Source organism: Phycicoccus sp. Soil748, from assembly GCF_001428025.1.
Lineage (GTDB): Bacteria > Actinomycetota > Actinomycetes > Actinomycetales > Dermatophilaceae > Pedococcus.
The window spans coordinates 531,558-557,450 of record NZ_LMSC01000006.1 but is presented as its reverse complement, the minus strand read 5'-3'; the positions used below and the strand labels follow the sequence as shown (position 1 = coordinate 557,450).

Genomic DNA, 25,893 nt, shown 5'->3' with positions numbered 1-25,893 from the left:
GGTGGGTTCCCTCGGGGTGGGCTCAGGCGGTGGCGGTGTAGACGTCCGAGAAGACCTCGAGCGCCCGGCCGCCGGGCCCGACGAGCAGGGGCAGGTTGTCGATGAGCCGGGTGGTGCCGACCCGGCCCGCGACCGCGAGCAGGGCCTCTCCGCGGTACCACTCGGGGACGTCCTCGAGGGTCGACGGGTGCACGAGGACCAGGTAGTCCACCAGCGCGAGCGGCTCGCGGACGAGGACGGCACGGGCGGCGCGCCGGATGGCCGAGGGCCCCTCTGCGGCGGCAGCAGCGCCGGCGCGAAGGGCCTTGCTCAGGCAGAGGGCGACCTCGCGGTCGGACTCGGTGAGGTAGGTGTTGCGGCTGCTCATCGCGAGGCCGTCGGCCTCGCGGACGGTCGGCACGGAGACCACGTCGACCGGGAAGTCGAGGTCGCGCACCATACGGCGGATGAGCAGCAGCTGCTGGGCGTCCTTCTGGCCGAAGTAGGCGCTGTCGGCGCCGGTCAGGTGCAGCAGCTTGGCGACGACGGTGAGCATGCCGTCGAAGTGGCCGGGTCGCGCCTGCCCCTCGAGCACGGTGCCGAGCGGCCCCGCGGAGATCCGCACGCCCGGGTCGCCGTCCTGGTAGATCACGTCGGGGGTGGGCGCGAACACGAGGTCGACGCCGGCGGCCCGGCAGATCTCCATGTCGGAGTCGAAGGTCCGGGGGTAGCGGGACAGGTCCTCGCGCGGGCCGAACTGCAGCGGGTTGAGGAAGATCGTCACCACGACGTGGGCGGCCTTGCGCCGGGCGGTCTCGATGAGGGTCGCGTGCCCCTCGTGCAGGGCTCCCATGGTCATGACGACCGCGACGTCACCCCCGGTGAGGCTGGCGCGCGCGGTGCGCAGCTCGTCGCGGGTACGCGCGACCGCGGGGCCCGAGGTCCCGGGGACGGGGTCGGCACCGTCGGCGCTGACGGGGCGGGGGTGGCTCACTCAGTGCTCCTGATCGCTCGCGAGGATGTCCAGCAGTGGCGCCGCGGCGTGCGCGCGCAGGCGTCCGCTGGCCAGGGCCCGCTCGGCCGTCGCCCGCGCGAGCGCCACGTAGGTCGGCCGGATGTCGGGGGTGAGGCTCTGCAGTTGTCGCAGGTGCTCGGCCACCGTACCGGCATCCCCCCGCGCCACGGGGCCGGTGAGGGCAGCGTCACCTGCACGCAGGGCGTTGTCGAGCGCCGCGGCCACGAGGGGCCCGAGGACCCGTGACGGGTGCTCCACGCCGGCGGCGGCCAGGGCCTGGAGCGACTGGGCGACGAGGGTCACCAGGTGGTTCGCGCCGTGGGCGAGGGCCGCGTGGTAGAGCGGGCGCATCTCCTGCTCCACCCAGACCGGCTCCGAGCCGATCTCGAGGACGAGCGCCTCCGCCACCGGGCGCAGCGGCTCGGGCGCGGTCACGCCGAAGCAGCAGTCGGCCAGCCGGTCGAGGTCGAGCGCGGTCCCGGTGAACGTCATCGCCGGGTGCAGAGCCAGCCCGAGCACGTGCTGCTCGCGGGCGGCGTCGAAGACCTCGAGCCCGTGCCGGCCCGAGGTGTGCACGACGAGCTGACCCGCCTGCCAGACCCCGGTGCTCGCGAGCCCGGCCACGAGGTCGGCCAGCGCGTCGTCCGGCACGGCCAGGAGGACGAGCTCGGCACGCCGTACGACGTCCTCGACGGGCAGGAGAGGCACCCCGGGGAGCAGCGCCTCGGCCCGGTCCCGGGAGGCGTCGCTGACGCCCGAGGCGGCGACCACCTTGTGGCCCGCACGCCGCAGGGCGGCGCCCAGCACCGCGCCGACGCGGCCGCTCCCGACCACGCCGACGTCCAGCCGCGCGGGTCGCTCGTCCGCCGAAGTCACGCGAGCACGCTACCCCCTGCGCCGGTGGCTACCGTGGCGCCCATGGAGCGCGTGGAGTGGCAGCAGGCGTGGCAGGCAGCGCTCTACGGACCGCACGGCTTCTACCGCGAGGAGCGTGGCCCGGCCGGGCACTTCACGACCGCGACCCACGGGCGCACCGGCGCGGTCCTCGCCGGCGCCCTGGTCGCCCTCGCCCGGGAGAACGGCCTGACCCGGTTCGTCGACGTCGGCGCCGGACGTGGGGAGCTGCTCACGCACCTGTGTGCCGCGGCGCCGGACCTGCGCCTCACCGGCGTCGACGTCGTCGACCGTCCCGCCGGGCTGCCGGGGGCCTGCGACTGGGTCCGGTCCGGCGGCGGCGCCGAGCTGCCCGGCTCCCTCACCGACCTCGAGGACGCGCTGGTCGTCGCGCACGAGTGGCTCGACGTGGTCCCGTGCGCCGTCGCCGCCGTGGACGACGACTGCGTCCTGCGGCACCTCGAGGTGGACCCGGCAGCGGGGGTCGAGGAGCTGGGGCGCCCCGTCGACGGCGCGGAGCTCGAGTGGGCGCGGCGGCACTGGCCGGCCACCAGCCCGGGTGACCGGGTCGAGGTGGGGCTGAGCCGCGACGACGCCTGGGCCGACCTGCTGGGGCGGCTGCACCGCGGTGTGGCGGTGGCCGTCGACTACGGGCACCGGGCGGGTGGGCGGCCCCCGGGCGGCACGCTCGCGGCATACCGGGAGGGACGGACCGTCACCCCGGTGCCCGACGGCACGTGCGACCTCACCGCCCACGTCGCGATGGACACCCTCGACCACGACGAGCTGCTCGACCAGCGGGCCGCCCTGCGGCGGCTCGGCGTGGACGGCGCGACGCCGCCGCACGACCTCGCGCTGCGCGACCCCGGCGCCTACCTGCGCGCGCTGGAGCAGTCGTCGGCGGCGGCGTTGCTGACCGCGCCGGGCGGGTTCGGCGACTTCCTCTGGGCGGTCAAGCGGGTCGGCTGACCGGCGCCACCACGAGCCGTTCGAACCCGCGCAGCACGAAGGTCGGACGACGCTGCGCCTCGACGACCTCCAGGGCCGGGTACCGAGCCATCAGGGTCCGCAGCGACACCTCCAGCTCGAGCCGGGCCAGCGGGGCGCCGATGCAGAAGTGGATGCCGGCACCGAAGGCCAGGTGCGGGTTGGGGTCGCGGGTCGGGTCGAACCGGTCGGGGTCGGCGAAGACGGCCGGGTCGCGGTTGGCGGCTCCGAGCAGCGCCGCGACCTTGTCGCCGGGTTGCAGGTCGACACCCGCCACCGTGGCGGGTTCCTTGGCCGTGCGCTCGAAGAGGTGCAACGGGCTGTCGTGGCGCAGGAGCTCCTCGACCAGCCGGGCGCGCGCCGCAGGATCGGCCACGTCGACGGCGGGGCGTTCCGGCGCGGTGAGCCACGAGTGCAGCCCGTTGCCGAACCCGTTGACGCTCGCCTCGTGGCCGGCGTTGAGCAGCAGGACGGCAGTGGCGACCAGCTCGTGGGAGGACAGCCGGTCGCTGCCGTCGCGGGCCTGGACGAGGTCACTCAGCAGGTCCTCGCCGGGAGCGGCGGCCCGGTCGGCAGCGAGCTGCTCGACGTACGCGGCGAACTCGGCGGCCGCCTGCCGCGCCTGCGCCTCCACCTCCGGCGTCCGGTCGACCTCGTACATCCTCACGATCGCCTGGCTCCACGGCCGCAGGTGGTGCCGGTCGGCCTCGGGCACCCCGAGCAGCTCGGCGATGACGAGCACCGGCAACGGCTCGGCATACCCGGCCAGCACGTCGAACTCGCCGTCAGGCAGGTCGGCGAGCAACCCGGCCGCGAGCTCCTCGATGCGGGGCGCGAGCCGCTGCACGTGGCCCCGCCCGAACGCCCCGGCAACGAGCCGCCGCAGCCTCGTGTGCTTGGGCGGCTCGCTGTCGAGGATGGAGTCGGCGTGCAGCCAGTTGAAGGTGTCCCAGTCGTCCGCCGGTGTGCGGGCCGAGAACAGGCGGCCCAGGCGCCGGTCGCGCAGGACGGCCCCGGCCTCGGCGTGCCCGGTGGCGAGCCAGGTGCCCATCCCGCTGTGCCAGGCCAGCGGGGCCACGGCCCTCAGGGCGGCGAGGTGCGGGTACGGGTCGGCGACGACCGCAGGGTCGCCCAGGTCGAGCAGGTCGGCGGCATCGACCGGGGGGTCGGACGGGTTCTTCGGGGGCACGGAGGAAGCCTGCCGCAGCGCCACGGGTTTTGTCAGTCACGGCGGCGCGGGCAGACTGTGGGGTTGCTGACTCCTCGAAAGGACCCTCCTGTCCCCATGAAGCACCAGCTCCCCCGGACGACCAACCGCCGCGCCGCCTCCCTCACGACCACCCTCGCCGCGGCCACCGCGACCCTGGCCACCCTCGCGACTGCGGGCTGTGGTGGCGGCTCCCCCTCCGGCGTACCGGTGACCGTCACCGTGACCCCGACCGTCACTGCCGGCGGCGCCTCCTCCAGCTCCTCGAAGCCCGCCGCCCCCGAGGCCCCCACCAGCGACGACAAGGGCCGCGGCTACGACTACGGCACCGTGGCCAAGGTCAGCGAGGTGGCCGGCGTGAGCGTCATCGAGCTCGACCGGTGGACCTGGAAGAAGCTCGACGACGCGAAGCTCGCGAAGCAGGGCGTGCCGCTGACACCGTTCAAGGGCGCGGTCCCCTACGAGAACCAGAACGCCAAGATCACCTTCACGATCCCGGTCGCCGACGGTGCACGGATCCTCTACCACCACTGCGTCGCAGCCGACCAGCCGCTGCAGACGCGGTCGACCGACGCCAACGGCCTCGTGGGCCTGGCGGCTCGCGAGAGCACCGTCCTGGTCAAGCTCGACGACCAGGGCCGGCTCGTCGCTGCCGACAACATCCCGGGCTGCCCCGGCTAGCCTGCAGGCATGACGACCACCGGCGACCAGCGCGAGCTCACCGTCGGCCTCGGCGCCGGCGGCCTCGCCACCGCCGACATGGTCCTCAACATCGGCCCGCAGCACCCCGCCACGCACGGCGTCCTGCGGCTGCGCATCGTCGTCGACGGGGAGCGCATCGTGGCGGCCGAGCCGGTCGTCGGCTACATGCACCGCGGCGCCGAGAAGCTGTTCGAGGTGCGCGACTACCGGCAGATCGTCGTGCTCGCCAACCGCCACGACTGGCTGTCGGCGTTCTCCAACGAGCTCGGGGTCGTGCTCGGCGTGGAGCAGATGCTCGGCATGGAGGTGCCCGAGCGCGCGGTCTGGGCCCGCACCCTGCTGGCGGAGCTCAACCGGGTGCTCAACCACCTGATGTTCCTCGGCTCCTACCCCCTCGAGCTCGGCGCGATCACGCCGATCTTCTACGCGTTCCGCGAGCGGGAGGAGCTCCAGGCCGTCATGGAGGAGGCCTCGGGCGGCCGGATGCACTACATGTTCAACCGCGTCGGCGGCCTCAAGGAGGACCTGCCCGCGGGCTGGCTCGACCGAGTGGCGCACGCGCTCGCCGCCGTGCGGGGGCGCCTCCCCGACCTCGAGTCACTCATCGTCGGCAACGAGATCCTCGAGGCCCGCACCCGCGGCGTCGGGGTGCTCTCCCCCGAGACCATTGCGGCGTATGGGGTCTCGGGCCCCATCGCGCGCGGCTCCGGTGTCGACCTGGACCTCCGTCGGGACGAGCCCTACCTGGCCTACGGCGAGCTGTTCGCCCCGGGCGGCCCGGGCCGGGTCGTGACGCGCTCGGCCGGTGACTGCCTGTCGCGTCTCGAGGTGCTGCTCGAGCAGGTGCACGTCAGCCTCGACCTCGCCGACGCCTGCCTCGACCGGTTGCGGACGCTCCCCCGCGGCCCGGTCAACGTCAAGCTGCCCAAGGTGCTCAAGGTGCCCGAGGGCGACCTCTACACGGCCACGGAGAACCCGCTCGGGTTCAACGGCTACTACCTCGTCTCCCGGGGCGAGAAGACCCCGTGGCGGCTGAAGCTGCGGTCGGCGTCGTTCAACAACGTCGCGGTGCTGGCCGAGGTGCTCCCAGGCAACCTCATCGCCGACATGGTCGCGATCCTGGGCTCGATGTTCTTCGTCGTCGGCGACGTCGACAAGTAGCCGCTGCCGCCCGCAGGACGGGGTCAGTCCTCGTCGCCGCGGTCGGGCGGCTCGACCCGGCACATGCGCTGGGTGACCATGCCCGCGACGGTGAGCAGTGCGGCGGACGCGCACAGTGCCAGCAAGCGCCACAGCAGCTCGTGGTAGCCGGCGAAGTCGAGGTCGGCGAGCGCGTGGGCGACCTGCGCGAGGTACCAACCCAGAACCCCGGCGCCGGTGAGCGCCGCCGCCTGCGCGAGGACGAGCGTCCGGGCTGCGCGGATGGGGCTCAACGGACGGGTCGACTCACCGCGCAGGAACCGCCGCACCGGCAGCCCCGCCGCCACCACGAGCACCGCCATGATGACGATGAGCAGCGACGAGACCCAGGACGCGGGGCCGAGCAGGTTGCCGCTGCCCGCGAGGTAGATCCGCCACCCGATCCACGACAGCGCAGCCACCACGACGGTGATGCCGGCCAGCTGCGACCAGCGCAGGCCGTGGCCCTCGTTCACCACGGGCCCTCCAGCAGGTCGACGTCGGGGCCGGGGCGCACGCCCGAGGTGTCCAGCGTGGAGACGAGGTCGGCCACCCGGCGCACCGTCCCGTCGACGCGCAGCACGGCCTCGGGCTCGGCCTGCAGCCACGGCACCAGGACGAAGGCCCGCTCGTGGGCCCGCGGGTGCGGCAGCGTCAGGGTCGCGGAGTCCATGACCACGTCGGTGTCGAACACGGGGTCGCCGTACTGCACGAGGTCGAGGTCGAGCGTCCGTGGGCCCCAGCGCACCTCGCGGGTGCGGCCGTGCGCGCGCTCGATGTCGTGCAGCCCGGCGAGCAGCGAGGACGGGGCGAGGTGGGTCGTGCCGGTGACGACCGCGTTGAGGTAGGGCGGCTGGTCCGGTCCGCCGACCGGGTCGGTCTCCACCAGGGAAGAGACCTCGACGATGTCGAGCAGGGCGAAGAGGGCGACCGTCGCGTCGTGGAGGGTCTCGACCGACTCGCCGAGGTTGGAGCCCAGCGCGACCACGACCGGCGCCTGCCGCTCGCGCACGACGCGCACCTGCACGTCGGTGAACGGGTGCCCCACCGGGGCCTGCGGCTTGTGGACCACGACCTCGACCGCCTCGACGAGCGGACGGGCCAGCACGCGGTCTGCGATCCGGGCGGCGAGGGCCTCGATGAGGTCGAGCGGCTCGCCCTGCACGAGGGCGACCACGTCGCCGGCGACGTCGGCGTAGTTGACGGTGTCGGCGAGGTCGTCGCTGGCACCCGCGGGGGCGAGGTCGACCTGCATGGTCACGTCGACGACGAACGTCTGCCCGTCCCGCTTCTCGAAGTCGAGCACCCCGTGGTGCCCCACCGCCGAGATCCCCTTGAGCACGATCTGGTCGGACACAGCCGTCATCCTCCGTCGGTGGTGCGGTCGGTGGTGCGGTCAGTGGTGCGGTCGGTGGTGCTTTCGGTGGCGTGCTCGATGGCGGCGGTGGCCCGCAACGCATCGAGGGTGGACGGCACGTGGTGCACCCGTACGCCCCACGCGCCCAAGCGCGCGGCGTGGACCGACGTCGCCGCCGTGGCGACGTCGCGCTCCGCGGGCGGTCTCGACGCCTCGCCGTCGGCCAGCCCCAGCCTGCCGAGGAACGTCTTGCGCGAGGTGCCGACGAGCACCGGGTGCCCGAGGTCGAGGACCCGGTCGAGGTGGCGCAGCAGCAGCCAGTTGTGGTGGGCGAGCTTGGCGAACCCGAACCCCGGGTCGAGGACCAGCCGGTCGGCGTCGACGCCGGCGTCCATGATCACCCTGGCGCGCTCGGCGAGCTCGGCGCAGACCTCCGCGACCACGTCCTCGTAGACGGCCCGCGACTGCATGTCGGTGCTGTGCCCGCGCCAGTGCATGGCGATGTAGGGCGCACCCGTCCGGGCGACGACGCCCACCATCGCGTCATCGGCGAGGCCGCCGGACACGTCGTTGACGACGGCAGCGCCCGCCCGAAGGGCCTGCTCGGCGACCTGCGCCCGCATGGTGTCGACGGAGACCGCCACCCCCTGGTGTGACAGCGCCTCGACCACGGGCAGCACCCGGCGCAGCTCCTCCTCCACACTCGGCCGCTGGGCGCCCGGCCGGGTGGACTCGCCGCCCACGTCGACGAGGTCCGCGCCCTGGGCGACGAGCTCGAGGCCGTGCGCGATGGCAGCGGACGGCTCGAACCACTCGCCGCCGTCGCTGAAGGAGTCGGGGGTGACGTTGACGACGCCCATCACCACGGGCAGTCCGTCGTCGCGGCGCAGCGGCCAGCCGGGCCGGCTCACGTGTGGCCCCCGAACCAGCGCAGCCTCGGCCAGGTGAGGAACGCCTCGGCCTCCAGGGCAGCGAACCCGACGCGCGGCAGGTCGCCGGCGGCGGGGTACACGAGGAAGCGCGGCTGCCACGCCGGCTGGAACTTGGCGTTGAACCGGTACAGGCTCTCGATCTGCAGCCACCGCGAGGCGAACAGGAGCACGCGGCGCCACAGCCGCAGGACCGGGCCGGCGCCGAGCTTCTCCCCGCGCTCGAGGGCAGAGCGGAAGGCGGCGAAGTTGAGGGAGACCCGGCGCACGCCGAGCCCCTTGGCCGCCTGCAGGGCCTCGACGATCATCAGCTCGTTGACGCCACCCTCGGCGGTGGAGTCGCGACGCATGACGTCCAGGGACATGCCGTCGGCACCCCAGGGGACGAACTGCAGGAACGCGCGCACCACCCCATCCTGCCGTGCCGCGACGAAGACGCAGTCGGGGTCGGAGTCGTCGAGCAGTCGCCCGAGCGCCATGGAGAACCCACGCTCGGTGGCCGAGGACCGCCAGGCCGCCGCGTCGGCGAGCGCGGTCGCCCGCACGGAGGCGTCGACGTCGCGCACCCGGTCCACGTCGACCGTGTACCCGGCGCGGGCGATGCGGCCGACCATCTGGCGAACGTTGCGCATCGGCCGGCCCTGGAGGGTGAACTCGGTGGTGTCGACGACCGCCTCGTCGCCGAGCTCGAGCGCCGAGAAGCCCGTCTCGCGCACCCACACCGTGCCGGCGTACTCGGAGCAGCCGAGGACCGCGGGGGTCCAGGCGTGCTCCTGCGCCTCGTCGAGGAACGCGGAGATCGCGCCCGGCCACGCCTCGGGGTCGCCGATGGGGTCGCCACTGGCGAGCATCACCCCGGAGACCACGCGGTAGGCGATCGCCGACTTCCCGGTGGCCGACCAGACGAGGCTCTTGTCGCGGCGGGTGTTGAAGTAGGCAAGGGAGTCGGCGTGCCGGGCCATCAGCTCGCGCACGCGCTGCTCCTCGTCCTCGCCCACCTGCGGCAGCGGCTCGGGGCTGCGCAGGGCGAGGTAGGCCGGGGTCAGCAGCGTCATCAGTCCCAGGCCGAGCAGCAGCGACCCCACGACGTCGTTGGACCGGTCGCGGGTGAACACGAGCGGCCCGGTGGCGCCGACCATGCCGTAGGCCAGCTCGCGGACCAGGTCGCCCAGACCCGGGAACCCGCCGACGGTGTCGCGGCGGTTGAGCCAGATGACCAGGGTGCCCGCGACGAGCGACACGGCGAGCAGGGCGAAGAACAGGCGCACGGCGCGCCAGCGGGTGGAGGGGTCGCCGAGGGCCCGGAACTCGTCGCGGTGCCGCACCAGCAGCACGAGGCCTGCAGCGGCGACGAGGGCGGCGACGGGCTCGGGCTTGACGACGTGCAGCACCACCGAGAGGCCGAGCAGGGCCACGGCGGCTCGCCACGCACGCCGCTTGCGACGCTTGAGGGAGTGCCCGAGCAGGACGAGGAACACGCCGGAGACCACGGTGGCCGCCGCAGCGGCGTCGGTGAGGGCGCCGGGGAGGATCTCGGTGACCCCGTGCAGCCGCAGTCGCCAGGTGTGCAGCAGCCCCGTGAGCAGGTCGACCGCCCCGACGAGGTAGGTCAGGGTGCCGAGCAGCCGGGGGATGCCGGGCGCGGCGAGGAACGTCGGCAGGGTGGCGGCGGGCCTGGCGACCGGCCTGTGGCCGGCAGCGGGTTCGGAGCCGACAGGGGTCTTGGAGCCGACAGGGGTCTTGGAGCTGGTGCTCTGCTCGGGTCTGGTGGGGCGCGTGGAACCGCGTCCGCTCACCGCTTGCCACCGAGCAGCAGCGCCATGGCCTCGGCGCGGGTCGCCGGGTCGCGCAGCTGGCCGCGCACGGCCGAGGTGATGGTCCTCGAGCCGGGCTTGCGGATGCCCCGCATGGACATGCACAGGTGCTCGCACTCGATGACCACGATGACGCCCTGGGCTCCCACGTGCTCGACGAGGGCGTCGGCCACCTGGGTCGTGAGCCGCTCCTGGACCTGCGGGCGGCGGGCGTAGACCTCGACCAGCCTGGCCAGCTTGGACAGGCCGGTGACGCGCCCGTCCTTGGCCGGGATGTACCCCACGTGGGCGACGCCGTGGAACGGCACGAGGTGGTGCTCGCACATGCTGTAGACCTCGATGTCGCGCACGAGGATCATCTCCTCGTGCGCGATCTCGAAGGTCTTGGACAGCACCTCGGCCGCGTCGATGCGCAGGCCGGCGAAGAACTCGCCGTACGCCCGCGCGACCCGGGCCGGGGTCTCGACGAGGCCGTCGCGGTCGGGGTCCTCCCCTATGGCGAGCAGCAGCTCACGCACCGCGGCCTCGGCCCGGGCGTGGTCGACCACGTGCGCCCGGCCGTCAGTGCTCATTCGGGGAGACCTGGCCACCTTCGGGGACCTCGATGACCTGCGTGGGCGGGTGCTCCTCGGCCGCCTTCGGCGTGCCCGCCTCGGCCGCCCGGTCGATCGCCTCGGCGGTCTGGCGGTCCGAGCCTGCGGACTCCAGGCCGTGGGAGCCGTTCTGGGCCGCCCGCTCGGCGGGGGTCAGCACCGGCGGCTGGTCGGACAGGAACCGGGTCTCGCTCGAGAGCCAGGTGGGCCGCAGCGGGCGCTTGCGCACCGGCTCGAAGATCACGGCCAGCTCCTTGGCGTTGAGCGTCTCGTGCTCGAGCAGGTCGAGGACGAGCCGGTCGAGGATGTCGCGGTTGTCGTTGATGACGTGCCACGCCTCGTCGTGCGCGTGCTCGATGAGGGAGCGCACCTCGGTGTCGACGACGCTGGCGATCTCCTCGCTGTAGTCGCGCTGGTGGCCCATGTCGCGGCCGAGGAAGACCTCGCCCTGGCTCTGGCCCAGCTTGATCGCGCCGACGCGCTCGCTCATGCCGTACTCGGTGACCATCTTGCGGGCCATCGCGGTGGCCTTCTCGATGTCGTTGGCGGCGCCGGTGGTCGGGTCGTGGAAGACGACCTCCTCGGCGACGCGGCCGCCGAGGGCGTAGGCGAGCTGGTCGAGGATCTCGTTGCGAGTGGTGGAGTACTTGTCGTCGGTCGGCATGACCATCGTGTAGCCGAGCGCGCGGCCGCGGGGCAGGATCGTCACCTTGGTGACGGGGTCCAGGTGGTTCATCGCCGAGGCGACCAGGGCGTGGCCGGCCTCGTGGTAGGCCGTGATCTTGCGCTCCTTGGCGGACATGATCCGGGTGCGCTTCTGCGGGCCTGCGATGACGCGGTCGATGGCCTCGTCGAGCGCGGCGTCGTCGATGAGCTTGCCGTCACTGCGGGCGGTGAGCAGCGCCGCCTCGTTGAGGACGTTGGCGAGGTCGGCACCGGTGAACCCGGGGGTGCGACGGGCGACGGCCAGCAGGTCGACGCCGGCAGCCATCGGCTTGCCCTGCGAGTGGACCTCGAGGATGCGGTGGCGGCCGATCATGTCGGGTGCCTCGACGGCGATCTGGCGGTCGAAGCGGCCGGGGCGCAGCAGCGCCGGGTCGAGGATGTCGGGGCGGTTGGTGGCGGCGATGAGGATGACGTTGGTCTTGACGTCGAACCCGTCCATCTCCACGAGCAGCTGGTTGAGGGTCTGCTCGCGCTCGTCGTGGCCACCGCCCAGGCCGGCGCCGCGGTGGCGGCCGACGGCGTCGATCTCGTCGACGAACACGATCGCGGGGGCATTGGCCTTGGCCTGCTCGAACAGGTCGCGGACGCGGGAGGCACCGACACCGACGAACATCTCGACGAAGTCCGATCCGGAGATCGAGTAGAACGGCACGCCGGCCTCACCGGCGACCGCGCGGGCCAGCAGGGTCTTGCCGGTGCCGGGAGGACCGTAGAGCAGGACGCCCTTGGGGATCTTGGCGCCGACGGCCAGGAACTTCGACGGCTCGGAGAGGAACTCCTTGATCTCGTGGAGCTCCTCGACGGCCTCGTCGACCCCGGCGACGTCGGAGAAGGTGACCTTCGGGGTGTCCTTGGAGGCGAGCTTGGCCTTGGACTTGCCGAACTGCATGACGCGCGAGCCGCCGCCCTGCATCTGGGTCATGAGGAACCAGAACAGGCCCAGCAGGATGATGATCGGCAGCAGCGACCCGAGCAGGGCGACCAAGGGGTTGGTGCCCTTGTTGTCCTGGTTGAATCCACCGGGAGGCGGGTTGTCGGCGACCAGCTTGACGAAACCGGGGCCGGCGGCCTCGACGTACTCGGTCCGGACCTTGGTCGCGCCCTTGATGTTCTTGCCGTCGGAGTAGGTCTGACCACTCTTGAGGTCGATGTCCACGACCTCGTTGTTGGTGATCGTGACCTTCTCGACCTTCTTCTGCGTGATGAGCTGCTCGGCCGCAGAGGTGTCGATGCGGGTGTAGCCACCGGCGTCGCTGAGGCTGAAGACCATCAGCGTGATCGCGATGACCGCGACGACCCAGAACAACGGGGCCCGAAGGATGCGCTTGAAATCCATGTGTGTAGCGGGGCTGGCCGCCCCGTGCCTCCTGCTCGATCACGCTGTGTGCCGCGGCCCGGGTCGGGGAGCGGTCCCACCACGACGGTACTACGGAGGTGCCGGCGTGGTTCGTGCTGGACAACGACGCGGAGGAGCCCCGTGTTCCGCCCCGCCCGCGTCCCTTCCGCGTGGTGGACGCGCCGGCGCGCGGCGGCGTACGCCGTGGAGGGTCAGGCGTAGACGTGCGGGGCGAGGGTGCCGACGACGCGCAGGTTGCGGTAGCGCTCGGCGTAGTCGAGGCCGTAGCCGACGACGAACTCGTTGGCGATGTCGAACCCGACCCACCGGACGTCGATCTCGACCTTGGCGGCCTCGGGCTTGCGCAGCAGGGTGCAGATCTCCACGGAGGCGGGCGAGCGCGACTCCAGGTTGGACTTGATCCACGACAGGGTCAGGCCCGAGTCGACGATGTCCTCGACGATGAGCACGTGCTTGCCGGTGATGTCGGTGTCGAGGTCCTTGAGGATCCGCACGACGCCGGAGGACTTGGTGCCCGAGCCGTAGGAGGACACGGCCATCCAGTCGACGGGAGCCGTGCCCGGCAGCGCGCGCGACAGGTCGGCCATCACCATCACCGCACCCTTGAGCACGCCCACGAGCAGCAGGTCCTTGCCCTCGTACTCGGCCCAGACCTCGGCCGCCAGCTCCTCGAGCCGGGCGTGGATCTCCTCCTCGGTGATGAGGACCTTCTCCAGATCGGCTCCCATGTGGGCAGCGTCCACGGCTCTTCTCCTGGTGACGAATCGGGTGGTGCGTGAGCGGGGTGCGGTTGGGCCTGCGGGGCTATTCAACCGGAGCGGGCGCGACGATGGGTACCCGGATGGACACCCGGCCGTCGACGCGGGTGGCGCGCAGGCCCCCGGGCAGGCTCACCGGGCCCTGGCCGTGCCACCGGGTGAGCAGGGCGTCGCAGGCGTCGGTGTGCCGGGTGCTGAGCCGGCCGGCCGGGGCGCCGGCCACGACGGCGAGCCGCCGCCACACCCGCGTGCGCACCGGCCTCGGGGTGGCGAGGAGCCCGGCGACGTCCCAGGGACCGGCGCCGAGGGCCGCCGCCGCCTCGTCCGCGAGCGCGTCGAGCAGGTCGGTGTCCTCGCGCAGGTGGTCTGCGGTGCGGGCCAGTGCTGCGGCGACCCCCGGCCCGAGGTCGCGCTCGAGGTCGAGCAGGGCCCGGCGGGCGCGCACGCGCGTGTAGGCGGGGTCCTCGTTCATCGGGTCCTCCCACCACTGCAGGCCCTCCGCCCGACAGGACGCCCGGGTCTGCTCCCGGGTGACCCCGAGCAGCGGCCGCACGTGGTGGCCGCGGACACGCGGCATACCGGCCAGGGACCGGCCACCGGCGCCGCGGACCAGCCCGAGCAGCACCTGCTCGGCCTGGTCGTCGAGGGTGTGTCCCAGCAGGACGCGCGTGGCGCCGAGCCTGCCCGCGGCCTCGTCGAGCGCGGCGTACCGAGCCGACCTCGCCGCTGCTTCGGGACCGCCGGCCGCCGGGCCCACCTCCACGGTGGCGACCTCGACCGGGTCGAGGCCGAGGTCGCGGCACGCCTGCGCCGCCCGCTGCGCCACGGCGGCAGAGCCCGGCTGGAGGCCGTGGTCGACCACGACCGCGCCGGAGCGCAGGGCCAGCGCGGGCACCTCGAAGGCGGTGGCAGCCGCCAGGGCCAGGGAGTCGGCGCCCCCGCTCACGGCGACGAGCACGAGGTCGCCGGGACCGCACTCCTGCAGCGCGCGGCGGACAGCCAGGCGCGTCGCCGCGGTGGCCGGGTGCGGCCCGGTCACGTCAGCCGTGGACCCGGGCGACCCACGCCGCCGGCTTCTCGATCTCGGCCGGCTTGGGCAGCGTCTCGGGCGACTCCCAGACCCGGTTGAACCCGTCGGTGCCCACGGCGGCGGTGACCTCACGGACGAACACCGCTCCGTCGCGGTACTGGCGCATCTTGGCCTCGAGGCCGAGCAGTCGACGCAGCACGCGGTCGAAGGCACCGACGCCCTTGCGCCGCTCGTTGAAGCGCTGGCGGATGTGGGCCACGCTCGGGATGACCTGCGGACCGACCTCGTCCATGACGACGTCGGCGTGGCCCTCGAGCAGGGACATGACGGCGGTGACCTCGGCCAGGCGCTCGCGCTGCTCGGGTGTCGCGATGAGCTCGGTGATGCCCGCGCCTCCGCTGCGCAACGCGTCGGGGAGCTGGTGGACGACCCGCTGGAGCGTCTCCTGCATCGTCTCCGGGTCGGGCACGAGGTCGGTGGCGAGGGTGCGCACCCGCTCGACCATGTGGTTGCGCAGCCACGGCACCGCAGTGAACTGCACCCGGTGGGTCTCCTCGTGCATGCAGACCCACAGCCGGAAGTCGCTGGGGTCCAGGCCCAGCTCGCGCTCGACCTGCACGAGGTTGGGCGCCACGAGCAGCAGCTGGGGCGTTCCGTCGGGCGCCAGGTCGTACTGGCCCAGCACCTTGCCGGCCATGAAGGCGAGCATGGCGCCGGCCTCGGCGCCGGTGACCCGGCCACCGACGGCCTTGGCGAGGTCGCCGGGGGCCTTCTTCTGCTTGTCGATCAGGGTGCCGAAGACGGGGTCCATGAGGGCCGACATCGAGTCGGCGTTGAGGGCGATCCAGGTCGGCCGGTCGACGACCAGGGCGCCCGGAGCGTCACGGGGGGCGTGCATCCGCGCGGTGTCGGCGACGGGCTGGCGCGCCCGCCGGGCCGCCTCGCGCACCTCGGCCACCACGGAGGCGGCCTCGGCCGCCGTCACGCTGGGCCCCGCGGGCACGAGCCGGGAGCCGGTCGCCTTCGCGAACTCCCAGTCGACGTAGCGGGTGGTCGACTGTCGAGGCACGGTCATCCCCTCACGGTAGGTCAGCGGCAGCCGCAGGTCGCGAGCGCAGCCACGAAGCGGTCCAACGTCGCCCTCGCCGCCAGCGTTCCGACCCCGGCCGGGATCCGGTCGGCCTGGACGACGTAGGACAGCACGCGACCGTCGGCGTCGATGACCGTGCCGGCCATCGCGCTCGCACCGGTCAGGGTGCCCGTCTTGGCCCGGGCGATGCCGGCGGCGGGGCGCGTCAGAGTGGTCGTGAACCGGTCGTGCAGCGTGCCGGTGAGACCGGCGACGGGCAGGCCGGCCACCGTCTCCTGCATCGCCGGGACGGACCCGTCCGCGCCGAGCTGCAGGACGTCGGACAGCACACGCGGCGAGACCAGCTGGCCCGGGGAGAGCCCGCTGGTGTCCTTGATGGTCGACCCGGCGAGGTCGACGCCGTGGGCGGCGGCGACCTTCTCCACGAGGGCGACGGCCGAGGCGAAGGTGGCGGCACCCCCGGCCTTGACGGCGGCCTGCCGCGCCAGGCCCTCGGTGAGCGCGTTGTCGCTCTCGTCGAGGGCCAGGGCGAGGACGTCGCCGATGGGCGCCGACTCGACCCTGCCGAGCTCGAGGGCCCCTGCAGCCACCGGCGCGCTCCAGGTCCGCTCCGGCGTCAGCCTGGCCGTGATGCCCTGCTTGGCCAGCGCCGCCACGAACGCCGCGGCGGTGGACGCCTCGGGGTCGCGCGGGGCCGGGTGGCCGGGAACGGCCCGCTCACCGGCCAGGCCCAGCATCGAGACACCCCCGGTGTAGCCGGCGGCGACGTCGGCCGGGAGCCACGTGGGGGCGTACCGGGGTCCGCGGGCGTGGCTCAGGTCGAGGCGCAGGGTGATGGTGGTCGTGCCCGAGGCCTGCAGCGCCGAGGCGACCTGCCCGGCCAGGTCGGCGAGGCCGGCGCGCCCCTCGACCGCACCGGCCCGGCCCTTGCCGGGCGCCAGCATGGTGTCGCCGCCCGCGACGAGCACGATCTGGCCGGCCGTGGCGCCCTGGACCACCGTCGTCGGCATCGTCGCCGCCGGGTCGAGGGTGGTGTCCACCGCGAGGGCCGTCAGGAGCTTGAGGGTGGACGCCGGCACGTGCTCGCGGTCCACTCCCCGCTGCAGCAGGACCTGCCCGGTGAACGCGTCCCTCACCAGGACCCCCGGGGACGGGCCGAGCGACGGCTGGCGCAGGACGGCCGCCAGTGCGGCAGCCACACCCTTGGCCGACGGGATGGGCGCGCCCGCCGACGCCGGTGCGAGCGGCTGGGCGCCCGAGTCCATCGTCGGGACCACGACGGCGGGGTCGGTGGCCGTGGGCGTCGGAGAGCTGCCCGCGGGCGCGGTGCCGCTGTTGCTGCGGGGCGCGCGTGTCAGGAACCCCGGCACGAGGTCGTAGACGTCGAGCGCGCCGTAGCCGACCACCAGCACCAGCACGGCGACCGCCGCGGCGAGGAAGCGACGCACTCGACCCCCTCGGCGCTGGACTTGCGTCATACGGAACACTTGGGCGCGAGCCTAGGTCATAGGCGCGCGCACCAACGGAAGGGACCAGCGTCGTGGAGTTCGACGTCACCATCGAGATCCCGCAGGGACATCGCAACAAGTACGAGGTCGACCACGAGACGGGCCGCATCCGCCTCGACCGGCTGCTGTTCACCTCCACCCGCTACCCCGCCGACTACGGCTACGTCGAGGACAGCCTCGGCGAGGACAGCGACCCGCTCGACGCCCTGGTGCTGCTCGAGGAGCCGACGTTCCCCGGGTGCCTGGTGCGCGCCCGTCCCATCGGCATGTTCCACATGCGCGACGAGGCCGGCGGCGACGACAAGATCCTGTGCGTGCCGGCCGGCGACCCCCGCCAGGCACACATCACCGACCTCGAGCAGGTCAGCAGCTTCGACCGCCTCGAGATCCAGCACTTCTTCGAGACCTACAAGGACCTCGAGCCCGGCAAGTCCGTCGAGGGCGCCCACTGGGCGGGCCGCGAGGAGGCCGAGCGCGTCGTGCGCGAGGCCATCGACCGCGCCAAGGCTGCTGGCATGACCACGGCGCGCTGGCGCATGCCGGACACCATGGCCGAGCCGATGTCCGAGGCCCAGCCGCCGACGGAGTGACCCACCGGGGCCTCACCGCCCCCGTGCACCGTTGAGCCCCTGGACGACTCTGGTCGTCCGGGGGCTCTCTGGTTGGGGGCTGTCGGGCCTCGGGGCTACGGGCGGCCGCCGTAGGGCAGCAGGTCGGAGCGGTAGATGGACGCGTACCGGACGTTGGCTCCGGCGTGCGGTGCCTCGATCATCTGGTCACCGCCGACGTAGAGGCCGACGTGGTGGCTGGACTCGCCCGAGCTGCCGTAGAAGACGAGGTCACCGGGCTGCAGCTCGCTGATGGCGACACGGCTCGTCTCACCCCACTGGGCGCCGGTGTAGTGCGAGAGGTTGACGCCGGCCTGCTGCCACGCGCGCATCGTCAGGCCGGAGCAGTCGAAGCTGTCCGGACCCTCGGCGCCCCACAGGTAGGGCTTGCCGACCTGGGCGCGGGCGTAGGCGAGGACGGCCGACACGCCACCGTTCGAGGACGGCGGGGGCGGGGTGGGCGTCGGGTCGGCCGGGCGCGGCTTCGGCCGGGGCTGGGGCCTCGGCTGCGGCTTGTTCTGGGCAGCGGCCTTCTGGGCGGCCTCGGCGGCGGCGCGCTGGCGGGCGGCCTCGGCGGCGGCCCGGGCGGCGGCGCGCTGCGCCTCCTTCTTCGCGGCTGCGGTGCGGGCCGCGGCGGCGCGCTCCTCCGCCAGCTTGGCCTGTCGGGCGGCCTCCGCAGCTGCGGCGCGTGCGGCCGCGGCGGCGGCGAGGCCGTCCTGGCGCTGGCGCTCGAGGGCCACGGAGGTCCTGCGCAGCGTCGCCATGCGGGTGACGAGGGACGCCTGCTGCTTCTGGATGGAGACAGCTGCCGCCTGCGCCTGGTCGGCCTGGGCCTGCGCGGCGTCACGCGCGTCCTGGGCCGAGGTGGCGGCCTTGGCCTGGGCAGCCTGGGCCTGGGCGGCCTGGCGCTTCATGGTCGAGGCGACGATCGAGGTGGCCTGCGCCTCCTGCACGGAGCGGGCGCGGGCGTCGGCGACGGCCTCGAGGGCCGTGGCGCGGTCCATCAGGTCCTGGGGGCCGTCGCTGGACAGGTAGGCCTCGATCTCGCCGAGGCTGCCGCCCTGCTGGTAGACGCCTGCGGCGTACCGACGCACCTCGAGGCTGGCCGCCTCGGCGACCTTCTCGGCGGCGGCGGCGCGCTTCTGGGCGGCTGCGGTCTCGTCCGCCCGGCGCTGGAGCTGGAGGCGGGCCCCGTTGTAGGCCTCGGCCGCAGCGGCCGCGCGGTCCTGGACCTGGCTGAGCTGGGCGCTGGCCGCGGCGTACTGCGCGTCGAGGGCGGCGATCTGCCCGGCGGCGCCGGTGACGGCGGCCTTGGCGCGGTCGACCTGCGCCTTGGACGGGTAGACGGGGTCGGGCTCCGCGGTGGCGGCCAGGGCCGTGGTGAGCGTGAGCAGGCCGACGAGGGAGAGGGCCGAGCCGGCGCGGAGCGCGCGGTGGACAGACGGTGAGCCTGGCACGGGGGATGCCTCTTTCGACGGGGACTGGCAGCCGCAGCAGACTAGGGCCGGGTTTTCACTCCAAACCCTCTCGTCACACCAACCCCACGCCTCGAAGCCCTCTCCTCGAAATGACATTCGTGTGGTTCGGGGAGTTACACGGATGTTTTTCAGCAGGTGGCCGCGCTTCTTCGATCAGGTGTCCAGAAATGGTCACGAATCGGTCACGAAATCCGCGTTTGCGCAGGTGAGAGGCCTGCGGGGCACCTGTGGGAGGTCGGCAACAGGTCCTCGAACGGTCGGCGCGGGCCTCAGTGGGCGACGCTGCGGCCCGCACGCAGGGCGGCGTACGCGTCCGGGTCGGTCGCCGCGAGCTCGCGCCGGGCCCGGCGTCGGTAGCGCAGGATCTGCACCACCCCGAGGCCCCACACGAGGTACTGCACCGACATCGCCAGACGGAAGGTGTCGACGTCGTAGGTGCTCGGGCCCCCGGGGGCGACGCGGTCGAGGATGACCCCGATGAGCGTCACGGTCGACAGCGAGGCGAGGAAGCCGCCGACGTTGACGATGCCGGTGGCGCTGCCGAGGCGGGTCGGCGGGTTGAAGGTGCGTGCGAGGTCGAAGCCCACCATCGAGCCGGGCCCACCGACCGCGGTGACGACGACGAGCAGCACCAGCAGCGGCAGCGGGGCGCGCCCCGGCCACAGCAGGACGACCGCCCAGACGGTCATGATCGCGGCGACGATGCCGAGGATGAGCGTCGACCGCGAGAACGGGTAGCGGGTGACGAAGCCGCCGATGAGGGGGCTCGTGACCACCGTGGTCACCGTCATCAGCATGAGCAGCGTGCCGGCCGTCTCGGGCGAGAGCTCCTGCCCCGCCACGAGGAACGGGTAGCCCCACAGCAGCGCGAAGACGGTCGCCCCGAACTGCGCCGAGAAGTGCGACCACAGCCCGAGCCGGGTACCCGGTGTGCGCCAGGCCGCGCGCACCGTCCGGGCCAGCGCGCGGACCTTGATCTGGTCGAGCTCGTGGTTGGGGTACGGGGAGTCGCGGACCACGACGAGGACCAGCAGCCCCAGCACGACACCCGTCAGTCCGGCGGTGGCGTAGGTCGGCGTCCACCCCCACTGGTGCAGCGCGTGGACGAGCGGGGTCGCCGCGACCAGCGCCCCCACCTGGCCGAGCAGGCCGGTCAGCTGGGTCACCATCGGGATCCGCAGCGGCGGGAACCACAGGGCCACGATCCGGAGCAGCGGGATGAAGATCATCGAGTCGCCGATGCCGACGAATACCCGCGCGACGAGGCCGGCCGGGAACGAGGTGGCGAACGCGAACCCGAGCTGGGCGACGGTCAGGAAGGTCACCCCGGCCAGGAGCAGCCGCTTGGAGCCGAACCGGTCGAGCAGCGCCCCCACCGGGATCTGCATCGCGGCGTAGACGAGGAGCTGGACCATCGTGAAGACGGACAGCTGGGTCGCGGCGATGTGGAAGCGGTCCGCGGCGATCAGCCCCGCGACGCCGAGGGAGCTGCGGTGGAAGACGGCGAGCACGTAGATCGCGACCGACGCGCCGTAGACGACCCAGGCCCTCCTGCCGCCGAGCTGCACGGGCGCGGGGCGGGAGCTCACGGGTCCGATTGTCCCCCACGCCTGCGACCTGCTGCGCAGCGGTCCACGGGGGCTAGGTTCGACGGCGTGGAGCACTTCAACAGGGACGGCCTCACCTTCGACGTCACCGACGCGGGCCCGTCGGGCGGACCAGCGGACCGGCCCGTCGCGGTGCTCCTGCACGGATGGCCGCAGGACCGTTCCGCGTGGGCGCCGGTGACGTCCCGCCTGGTCGCGCAGGGCGTGCGCGTCCTCGCCCCCGACCAGCGCGGCTACTCCCCCGGCGCCCGCCCCCGCGGCGCGGCGGCATACCGGATGTCGCAGCTGGTCGCCGACGTGCTCGCCCTCGTCGACGCGAGCGGCGCGCCGCGGGTCCACCTCGTCGGGCACGACTGGGGCGGTGCCGTCGCATGGGCGTTCGCCGAGCGGCACCCCGACCGGCTGCACAGCCTCACCGTCGCCTCCACCCCCCACCCCGACGCGATGGCGTGGGCGCTGCGGCACGGCGACCAGGCACTCAAGAGCTGGTACATGCTCGCCTTCCAGGTCCCCGTCCTGCCGGAGGCCTTCCTGCGCCGCCGCCTGCCGTCCGTGCTGCGCGGGACCGGCCTGCCACCGGAGCAGGTCCAGCGGTACGTCGCGCGCTTCCGTGAGCCGGGCGCCGCCAGCGGCGGACTGGCCTGGTACCGCGCGCTGCGGCCCCGGCTCCCCCGCCTGCAGCCGTCCGACCTCCACCCGTCCCACCTGTGGGCCCGGCTCGCGGGCGGCGCGAAGGGACACGGGCCGGACCACGGTTTCGCGTCACCGGTCAGGGTGCCGACGACCTACCTCTGGGGCCGCCACGACCCTGCCCTCGGACGTGCCGCGGCGGAGCGGACCGCACGCTGCGTGGGGCCCGACTACCGGTTCGTCGAGCTCGACGCCGGCCACTGGCTCCCGGAGTCGCACCCGGACGAGGTGGCCGCGGCCGTCCTGGACCGGGTGCGCGCAACCCCTCAGGGGTAGAGCCGGCGCGGGCCGGACCAGCTGTCGCGCACGGCCCAGGCGGTCGCCCCGCGCAGCTCGGCGTCACCGGCCACGGCACGCAGCGACATCCGCAGGGCGTCCTCGCGCGTCGGGTAGATGCGGGCGGTCAGGGCACGGCCGTTGACGAACACCTCCAGCGCGGAGTGGTCGACCACGACACGCAGCTCCACCGACCCGTCGTCGCCGACCGGGAACGGACCGGAGCGCGGGGTGGCGTCGACGGTGGGGTCCAGGCTCGAGCGCGAACGGTCCAGGGTCACGGTGCCCGCCTCGGGGCGGTCGTCGGCCGTCACGCCGTTGCCCGCCGTCGTGCCGTTGCCGGCCGGGCCGTCGATCGTCCCCACCGCGCCCGCTCGCGTCAGCTCGAGGAGGGTCACCTCCGCCCCGTCCGGTGAGGCAGCCAGGGCGAGGGCGACGGTGGCCCCGGGCGGGAGGACCAGGGCGACCTCGAGGTCGCGCTGGTCGCCGCCGCCCAGCGGGAGGGGCGCGTCGGTCAGGCACTGTGCGGCGTACTCCTGCTGCGCACCGCGCAGGCTCGCCACCTCGGGCGCCGGCGCCTGGGCGAGCCGCCCGTCGGCGCCGAGCGCGACCACCCGCGGCAGCGACATGACCCCCGACCAGCCGGCCGCGACCATCGCCTCGTCGGTGCGACCCTCCTGCATCCAGCCGAAGACGATGCGCCGGCCGGTGGCGTCGCGGAAGCTCTGCGGGGCGTAGAAGTAGCGGCCTCCGTAGTCGAGCCGGTGCAGCTCCCGCGGCTCGAACGAGTCACCCCGGTAGCGGCCGGTCCAGTAGAGCGGGTGGTGGGTCACCCCGGCGTCCCACGCCGAGAACACCAGCACGTCGACAGGACTCGTCACGCCGTCCGCGCCGGCGTCACCGGTCGCCGCGGCGACACCGTCCGTGAGCGGGGGCCGGAACAGGTCGACGCACTCCCACATCGTGCCGGTCCAGTCACCACCCTCGACGGTGCCTACGGCGGCGTCGCCGGTGAGCAGCGGACCCACGAACCGCCAGCTGCGCAGGTCGGCGGACTCGTAGAGCAGCGCCGTGCCGCCTACCCCTGCGATGCCCGAACCCACCAGCTGGCGCCAGCGGCCGTCCTCGCGCCAGACGCAGTGGTCGCGGTACGCCGTCAGCTCCAGCCCCTCGGGGTAGCCGTCGATGACGGGGTTGGCCGGGTCCTTGACCCAGGTGGTGAGGTCGGCGGAACCGGTTGCGAGACAGGGCAGCTCGCGGTCGCCGTCACGTCCCGAGTAGAGGATGGTCGGGATACCGTCGTCGTCCACGAGCACCCCCGACCAGCACCCGTCCCGGTCGGGCCCGTCATCGCCCGGGCTGAGGGCGACGGGCTGGTCGGTCCAGGTGACCAGGTCGGTGCTCGTGGCGTGGCCCCAGTGGATCCGGTGGTGCAGCGCCGAGGCCGGGTTGTACTGGTAGAAGAGGTGGTAGGTCCCCTGCCACTGCGTCAACCCGTTGGGGTCGTTGAGCCAGCCCGCCGGCGACACGAAGTGGAAGCGCGGCCGGTGCCGGTCGGCCTCGGCCAGGTCGACCAAATTCGGCGCCTCGCGGCTCATGCCCCGGGGTCGTTGTCGATGTCGACCGGCTCCACGTCGTCGGCGAGGTCGTAGCCGAAGACCCGCGCGTAGAAGTACGCCTCGGCCTCCCGGGCCCGCACGATCGTCTCGGCGCGGCGGAACCCGTGCCCCTCCCCCTCGAACTCCAGGTGCGCGACAGGCAGGCCCTTGGCCCGCACGGCGTCGGCCATCCGGGTGGCCTGGTCGGGCGGCACGACCTCGTCGTCCAGCCCCTGCAGCAGGATCATCGGCGCGCTGAGGCTGTCGAGGTGGTGCAGGGGTGACCGCTCGCGGTAGACGTCCCGACCCTCGGGGTAGGGAGCCACCAGGCCGTCGAGGTAGCGGGACTCGAACTTGTGCGTGTCGCGGGCCAGCGCCTCGAGGTCGCCGACGCCGAAGTAGCTGGCGCCCACGGCGAAGACGTCCGTGCCGGTCAGGGCGGCCAGCGTGGTGAACCCGCCTGCCCTGCCGCCGCGGATGGCCAGCCGGGCGCCGTCGACCCGGCCCTGCTCGGCCATGGCGCGAGCCCCGGTCGAGCAGTCGTCCACGTCGACGACACCCCACCGACCGCGCAGCCGCTCCCGGTAGGCCCGTCCGTGCCCGGTGCTGCCGCCGTAGTTGACGTCGAGGACCGCCAGGCCGCGGCTGGTCCAGTAGGCGGTGTCGAGGCTGAGCGCCCCGACGGTCATCGAGGTGGGCCCACCGTGGAGCCTGACCACCAGCGGCGGCAGCTCGCCGTCAGGGGCCCGGAACGCCGGGTTGGACGGTGCGTGGAAGACCCCGTGCACCGTGTCGCCCGTCGAGTTGGTCCACGAGACGCCCTCCGGGGTCGTGACCATCCCAGCGGCCGGCTCCACCGCGGACTCGGCCCGCAGCACCCGCTCGGCGCCGGTGCCGAGGTCGATGGCCACCACGGATCGCGGCCGATCGACCCGGTCGACCAGGGCGACCACCGTGCGCCCCTCGACCGTGACGTGGTCGAACGCCACCCCCGGCACGTCCAGTGGCGACAGGCTCCCGTCGGCGACCGTGCCCAGCCGGCCCCGGCCGTCGGCGAACCACGTGCAGACCACCGTGCCGTCGCCGGTGAAGCCGAACGAGGGCCGGTCGAAGACCCACTGCGGCCAGCCCAGCTCGCGCCCGGCGTCGGTCAGGACAGCGGTGCTGCCGTCCGGGTGGACGACCGCCAGCTCGGCCCACCCCGTGCGGTCGGTGAGGTGGTAGAGGTCGCCGCCCGCGGACCACCGCGGCTCCGTGACGGCCACCCCCTCGCCGCCGGCCACCATCCTCGGGTCCGAGAGACCGTCGTCGGTCACCTCGGCCACCCACAGCTGCGTGGAGTCCCACGGCATGTTCGGGTGGTCCCACTGCAGCCAGGCGAGGCGCGCCCCGTCGGGGCTCAGCCTCGGCGCGGCGACGAAGTCGGGTCCGGCGACCAGCTCGGTCCCGCCGTCGGCGTTGTCGCCGTCGAGGTCGAGGCGCACCACCGTGTTCCGTGCCTCGCCCTCGCCGCGGTGGTCCTCGCGGACGCAGTAGAGCCGGCGGCCTCCGAGGTCGAGGCGCAGGTCGGCGTAGCGCAGCGACCCGTCGCCCTCGGGGGTCAGGACACGTGGGTCCGCGCCACCCTCGAGGAGCCGCACCCGTTGGTCGGCGAAGTCGACGAACGCCACGACGCCGTGGTCGACGGTGTAGGCGCCGCCGCCGTACTCGTGCACCCGCGAGCGCACGTTGAAGGGGGCCGGCGTCAGGTCCACCCCGTCCCGGACGAGGACCACCCGACCACCCTCGGTGCCACGACCCTCGAGCCAGTAGACGTGCCCGTCGTCGATCCTCGGCTGGTCGAGGACGACCCGTTCGCCGGCGAGGGCGGCGGCGCTCACGGGCGAGGCCCAGGCGCCGTACGGTGCGGTGGACCGAGGTGGCGTGGGAGTGCTCATTTCCGCAGTGTGCCAGCCCGTGCCGCGAAAAGACCCGAGCCCGGCACTCCCCTGCGGGGTGGCCGGGCTCGGGCTGTCTCGGGTGCGCGGGGGTGCGCTCGGTGGGCTCGGTGGGCTCGGTGCGGGGCGCCTCAGGTGGTGGCGGGGACCCGGGTGAGCTGGGTGAGCGCGAACTCGGTGATGCGCACCAGGGCGTGCTTGGCCGACTCGCGGTCGCGGGCGTCCACCGTGATGACGGGGATGTGGGCAGAGATCGCGAGGGCCTCACGGATCTCGTCGGGACCGAACTGGCCGGCGTCGTCGAACTGGTTGAGCGCGACGATGAACGGCAGCCCCTTGGCCTCGAAGTAGTCGACGGCCGCGAAGCTGTCGTCGAGACGACGGGTGTCGACCAGGACCACGGCACCGATGGCGCCCTTGACCAGGTCGTCCCACATGAACCAGAACCGGCGCTGTCCGGGGGTGCCGAACAGGTAGAGCACGAGGTTCTCTGCGAGCGTGATGCGGCCGAAGTCCATGGCCACCGTGGTGGTGTGCTTCTGCTGCACCTTGGAGATGTCGTCCTGGCCCGCGG

23 protein-coding genes are annotated in these 25,893 nt (G+C 73.6%); 5 read left to right on the top strand and 18 right to left on the bottom strand.

What is annotated here, in order from left to right:
- Nucleotides 1–22 precede the first annotated feature (22 nt).
- A complete protein-coding gene (gene panC, locus ASG70_RS07590; protein ID WP_056883194.1) occupies nucleotides 23–973 on the bottom strand; it encodes a pantoate--beta-alanine ligase in 951 nt (316 codons plus the stop codon).
- The gene (locus tag ASG70_RS07585; RefSeq protein ID WP_056883193.1) at nucleotides 974–1,870 is read right to left on the bottom strand and encodes a Rossmann-like and DUF2520 domain-containing protein; all 897 of its coding nucleotides are present in this window, start codon (nucleotides 1,868–1,870) and stop codon (nucleotides 974–976) included.
- A gap of 42 nt (nucleotides 1,871–1,912) precedes the next feature.
- Here ASG70_RS07585 and ASG70_RS07580 point away from each other — a divergent pair, with 42 nt between their 5' ends.
- Nucleotides 1,913–2,857 (top strand): SAM-dependent methyltransferase, encoded by a 945-nt coding sequence (locus ASG70_RS07580; protein WP_056883282.1) that lies wholly within the window; start codon nucleotides 1,913–1,915, stop codon nucleotides 2,855–2,857.
- On the opposite strand, the gene ASG70_RS07575 is transcribed toward ASG70_RS07580, so the two are convergent.
- On the bottom strand, nucleotides 2,841–4,064 hold the full coding sequence (locus ASG70_RS07575) for a cytochrome P450 (protein WP_235531385.1): 1,224 nt from the start codon (nucleotides 4,062–4,064) through the stop codon (nucleotides 2,841–2,843). The genes ASG70_RS07580 and ASG70_RS07575 overlap by 17 nt on opposite strands.
- A gap of 96 nt (nucleotides 4,065–4,160) precedes the next feature.
- On the opposite strand from ASG70_RS07575, the gene ASG70_RS20190 reads away from it, so the two are divergent.
- Both ASG70_RS20190 and ASG70_RS07565 read left to right on the top strand, forming a co-directional pair.
- Nucleotides 4,161–4,763: a hypothetical protein gene (locus ASG70_RS20190; RefSeq protein WP_056883192.1), complete on the top strand. Its 603-nt coding sequence runs from the start codon at nucleotides 4,161–4,163 to the stop codon at nucleotides 4,761–4,763.
- A 9-nt stretch (nucleotides 4,764–4,772) separates the two neighbouring features.
- Entirely contained in the window at nucleotides 4,773–5,945 is a 1,173-nt protein-coding gene (locus ASG70_RS07565) for an NADH-quinone oxidoreductase subunit D (protein WP_056883191.1), read from the top strand.
- Between the two features lie 23 nt (nucleotides 5,946–5,968).
- Here ASG70_RS07565 and ASG70_RS07560 read toward each other — a convergent pair whose 3' ends face one another.
- The 10 genes from ASG70_RS07560 to ASG70_RS07515 all read right to left on the bottom strand — a co-directional run bounded on the left by ASG70_RS07560 (nucleotide 5,969) and on the right by ASG70_RS07515 (nucleotide 17,065).
- Nucleotides 5,969–6,439, bottom strand: a complete 471-nt coding sequence (locus ASG70_RS07560) for a DUF3180 domain-containing protein (RefSeq protein WP_162253896.1) — start codon at nucleotides 6,437–6,439, stop codon at nucleotides 5,969–5,971.
- Complete coding sequence (gene folK / locus ASG70_RS07555) at nucleotides 6,436–7,329, bottom strand: 2-amino-4-hydroxy-6-hydroxymethyldihydropteridine diphosphokinase (RefSeq protein WP_369818883.1); 894 nt, start codon at nucleotides 7,327–7,329, stop codon at nucleotides 6,436–6,438. The genes ASG70_RS07560 and folK overlap by 4 nt, the downstream gene beginning before the upstream one ends.
- Nucleotides 7,326–8,180 (bottom strand): dihydropteroate synthase, encoded by an 855-nt coding sequence (folP, locus tag ASG70_RS07550; protein WP_056883280.1) that lies wholly within the window; start codon nucleotides 8,178–8,180, stop codon nucleotides 7,326–7,328. Before folP ends, folK begins: the two co-directional genes overlap by 4 nt.
- 47 nt (nucleotides 8,181–8,227) lie before the next feature.
- A complete protein-coding gene (locus ASG70_RS07545) occupies nucleotides 8,228–10,045 on the bottom strand; it encodes a phosphatidylglycerol lysyltransferase domain-containing protein (RefSeq protein ID WP_056883188.1) in 1,818 nt (605 codons plus the stop codon).
- A complete protein-coding gene (folE, locus tag ASG70_RS07540; RefSeq protein ID WP_056883187.1) occupies nucleotides 10,042–10,635 on the bottom strand; it encodes a GTP cyclohydrolase I FolE in 594 nt (197 codons plus the stop codon). Before folE ends, ASG70_RS07545 begins: the two co-directional genes overlap by 4 nt.
- The gene (ftsH, locus tag ASG70_RS07535; protein ID WP_056883186.1) at nucleotides 10,625–12,718 is read right to left on the bottom strand and encodes an ATP-dependent zinc metalloprotease FtsH; all 2,094 of its coding nucleotides are present in this window, start codon (nucleotides 12,716–12,718) and stop codon (nucleotides 10,625–10,627) included. The genes folE and ftsH overlap by 11 nt, the downstream gene beginning before the upstream one ends.
- Before the next feature lie 212 nt (nucleotides 12,719–12,930).
- Nucleotides 12,931–13,482: a hypoxanthine phosphoribosyltransferase gene (gene hpt, locus ASG70_RS07530; protein WP_056883185.1), complete on the bottom strand. Its 552-nt coding sequence runs from the start codon at nucleotides 13,480–13,482 to the stop codon at nucleotides 12,931–12,933.
- Between the two features lie 61 nt (nucleotides 13,483–13,543).
- Nucleotides 13,544–14,536: a tRNA lysidine(34) synthetase TilS gene (gene tilS / locus ASG70_RS07525; protein ID WP_056883184.1), complete on the bottom strand. Its 993-nt coding sequence runs from the start codon at nucleotides 14,534–14,536 to the stop codon at nucleotides 13,544–13,546.
- 1 nt (nucleotide 14,537) lies between these two features.
- Nucleotides 14,538–15,602 carry a zinc-dependent metalloprotease gene (locus ASG70_RS07520; RefSeq protein ID WP_056883183.1) on the bottom strand — a complete coding sequence of 355 codons (1,065 nt, stop codon included), beginning with the start codon at nucleotides 15,600–15,602 and terminating at the stop codon, nucleotides 14,538–14,540.
- Between the two features lie 14 nt (nucleotides 15,603–15,616).
- On the bottom strand, nucleotides 15,617–17,065 hold the full coding sequence (locus ASG70_RS07515; RefSeq protein ID WP_056883182.1) for a D-alanyl-D-alanine carboxypeptidase/D-alanyl-D-alanine-endopeptidase: 1,449 nt from the start codon (nucleotides 17,063–17,065) through the stop codon (nucleotides 15,617–15,619).
- Between the two features lie 92 nt (nucleotides 17,066–17,157).
- Here ASG70_RS07515 and ASG70_RS07510 point away from each other — a divergent pair, with 92 nt between their 5' ends.
- Complete coding sequence (locus ASG70_RS07510) at nucleotides 17,158–17,715, top strand: inorganic diphosphatase (RefSeq protein ID WP_056883181.1); 558 nt, start codon at nucleotides 17,158–17,160, stop codon at nucleotides 17,713–17,715.
- A 95-nt stretch (nucleotides 17,716–17,810) separates the two neighbouring features.
- On the opposite strand, the gene ASG70_RS07505 is transcribed toward ASG70_RS07510, so the two are convergent.
- Both ASG70_RS07505 and ASG70_RS07500 read right to left on the bottom strand, forming a co-directional pair.
- The gene (locus ASG70_RS07505) at nucleotides 17,811–19,190 is read right to left on the bottom strand and encodes a C40 family peptidase (RefSeq protein WP_056883180.1); all 1,380 of its coding nucleotides are present in this window, start codon (nucleotides 19,188–19,190) and stop codon (nucleotides 17,811–17,813) included.
- A 290-nt stretch (nucleotides 19,191–19,480) separates the two neighbouring features.
- Nucleotides 19,481–20,800, bottom strand: a complete 1,320-nt coding sequence (locus ASG70_RS07500; RefSeq protein WP_082590274.1) for a nitrate/nitrite transporter — start codon at nucleotides 20,798–20,800, stop codon at nucleotides 19,481–19,483.
- Nucleotides 20,801–20,866: 66 nt separating this feature from the next.
- On the opposite strand from ASG70_RS07500, the gene ASG70_RS07495 reads away from it, so the two are divergent.
- Nucleotides 20,867–21,784: an alpha/beta fold hydrolase gene (locus ASG70_RS07495; RefSeq protein ID WP_056883178.1), complete on the top strand. Its 918-nt coding sequence runs from the start codon at nucleotides 20,867–20,869 to the stop codon at nucleotides 21,782–21,784.
- On the opposite strand, the gene ASG70_RS07490 is transcribed toward ASG70_RS07495, so the two are convergent.
- From ASG70_RS07490 to ASG70_RS07480, 3 genes are all read right to left on the bottom strand, one after another.
- On the bottom strand, nucleotides 21,775–23,382 hold the full coding sequence (locus ASG70_RS07490) for a glycoside hydrolase family 32 protein (protein ID WP_056883177.1): 1,608 nt from the start codon (nucleotides 23,380–23,382) through the stop codon (nucleotides 21,775–21,777). The two genes, ASG70_RS07495 and ASG70_RS07490, sit on opposite strands and share 10 nt — an antisense overlap.
- A complete protein-coding gene (locus ASG70_RS07485; protein WP_056883176.1) occupies nucleotides 23,379–25,319 on the bottom strand; it encodes a prolyl oligopeptidase family serine peptidase in 1,941 nt (646 codons plus the stop codon). Before ASG70_RS07485 ends, ASG70_RS07490 begins: the two co-directional genes overlap by 4 nt.
- Before the next feature lie 131 nt (nucleotides 25,320–25,450).
- Nucleotides 25,451–25,867 carry an ATP/GTP-binding protein gene (locus ASG70_RS07480; protein WP_255353837.1) on the bottom strand — a complete coding sequence of 139 codons (417 nt, stop codon included), beginning with the start codon at nucleotides 25,865–25,867 and terminating at the stop codon, nucleotides 25,451–25,453.
- Nucleotides 25,868–25,893 lie beyond the last annotated feature (26 nt).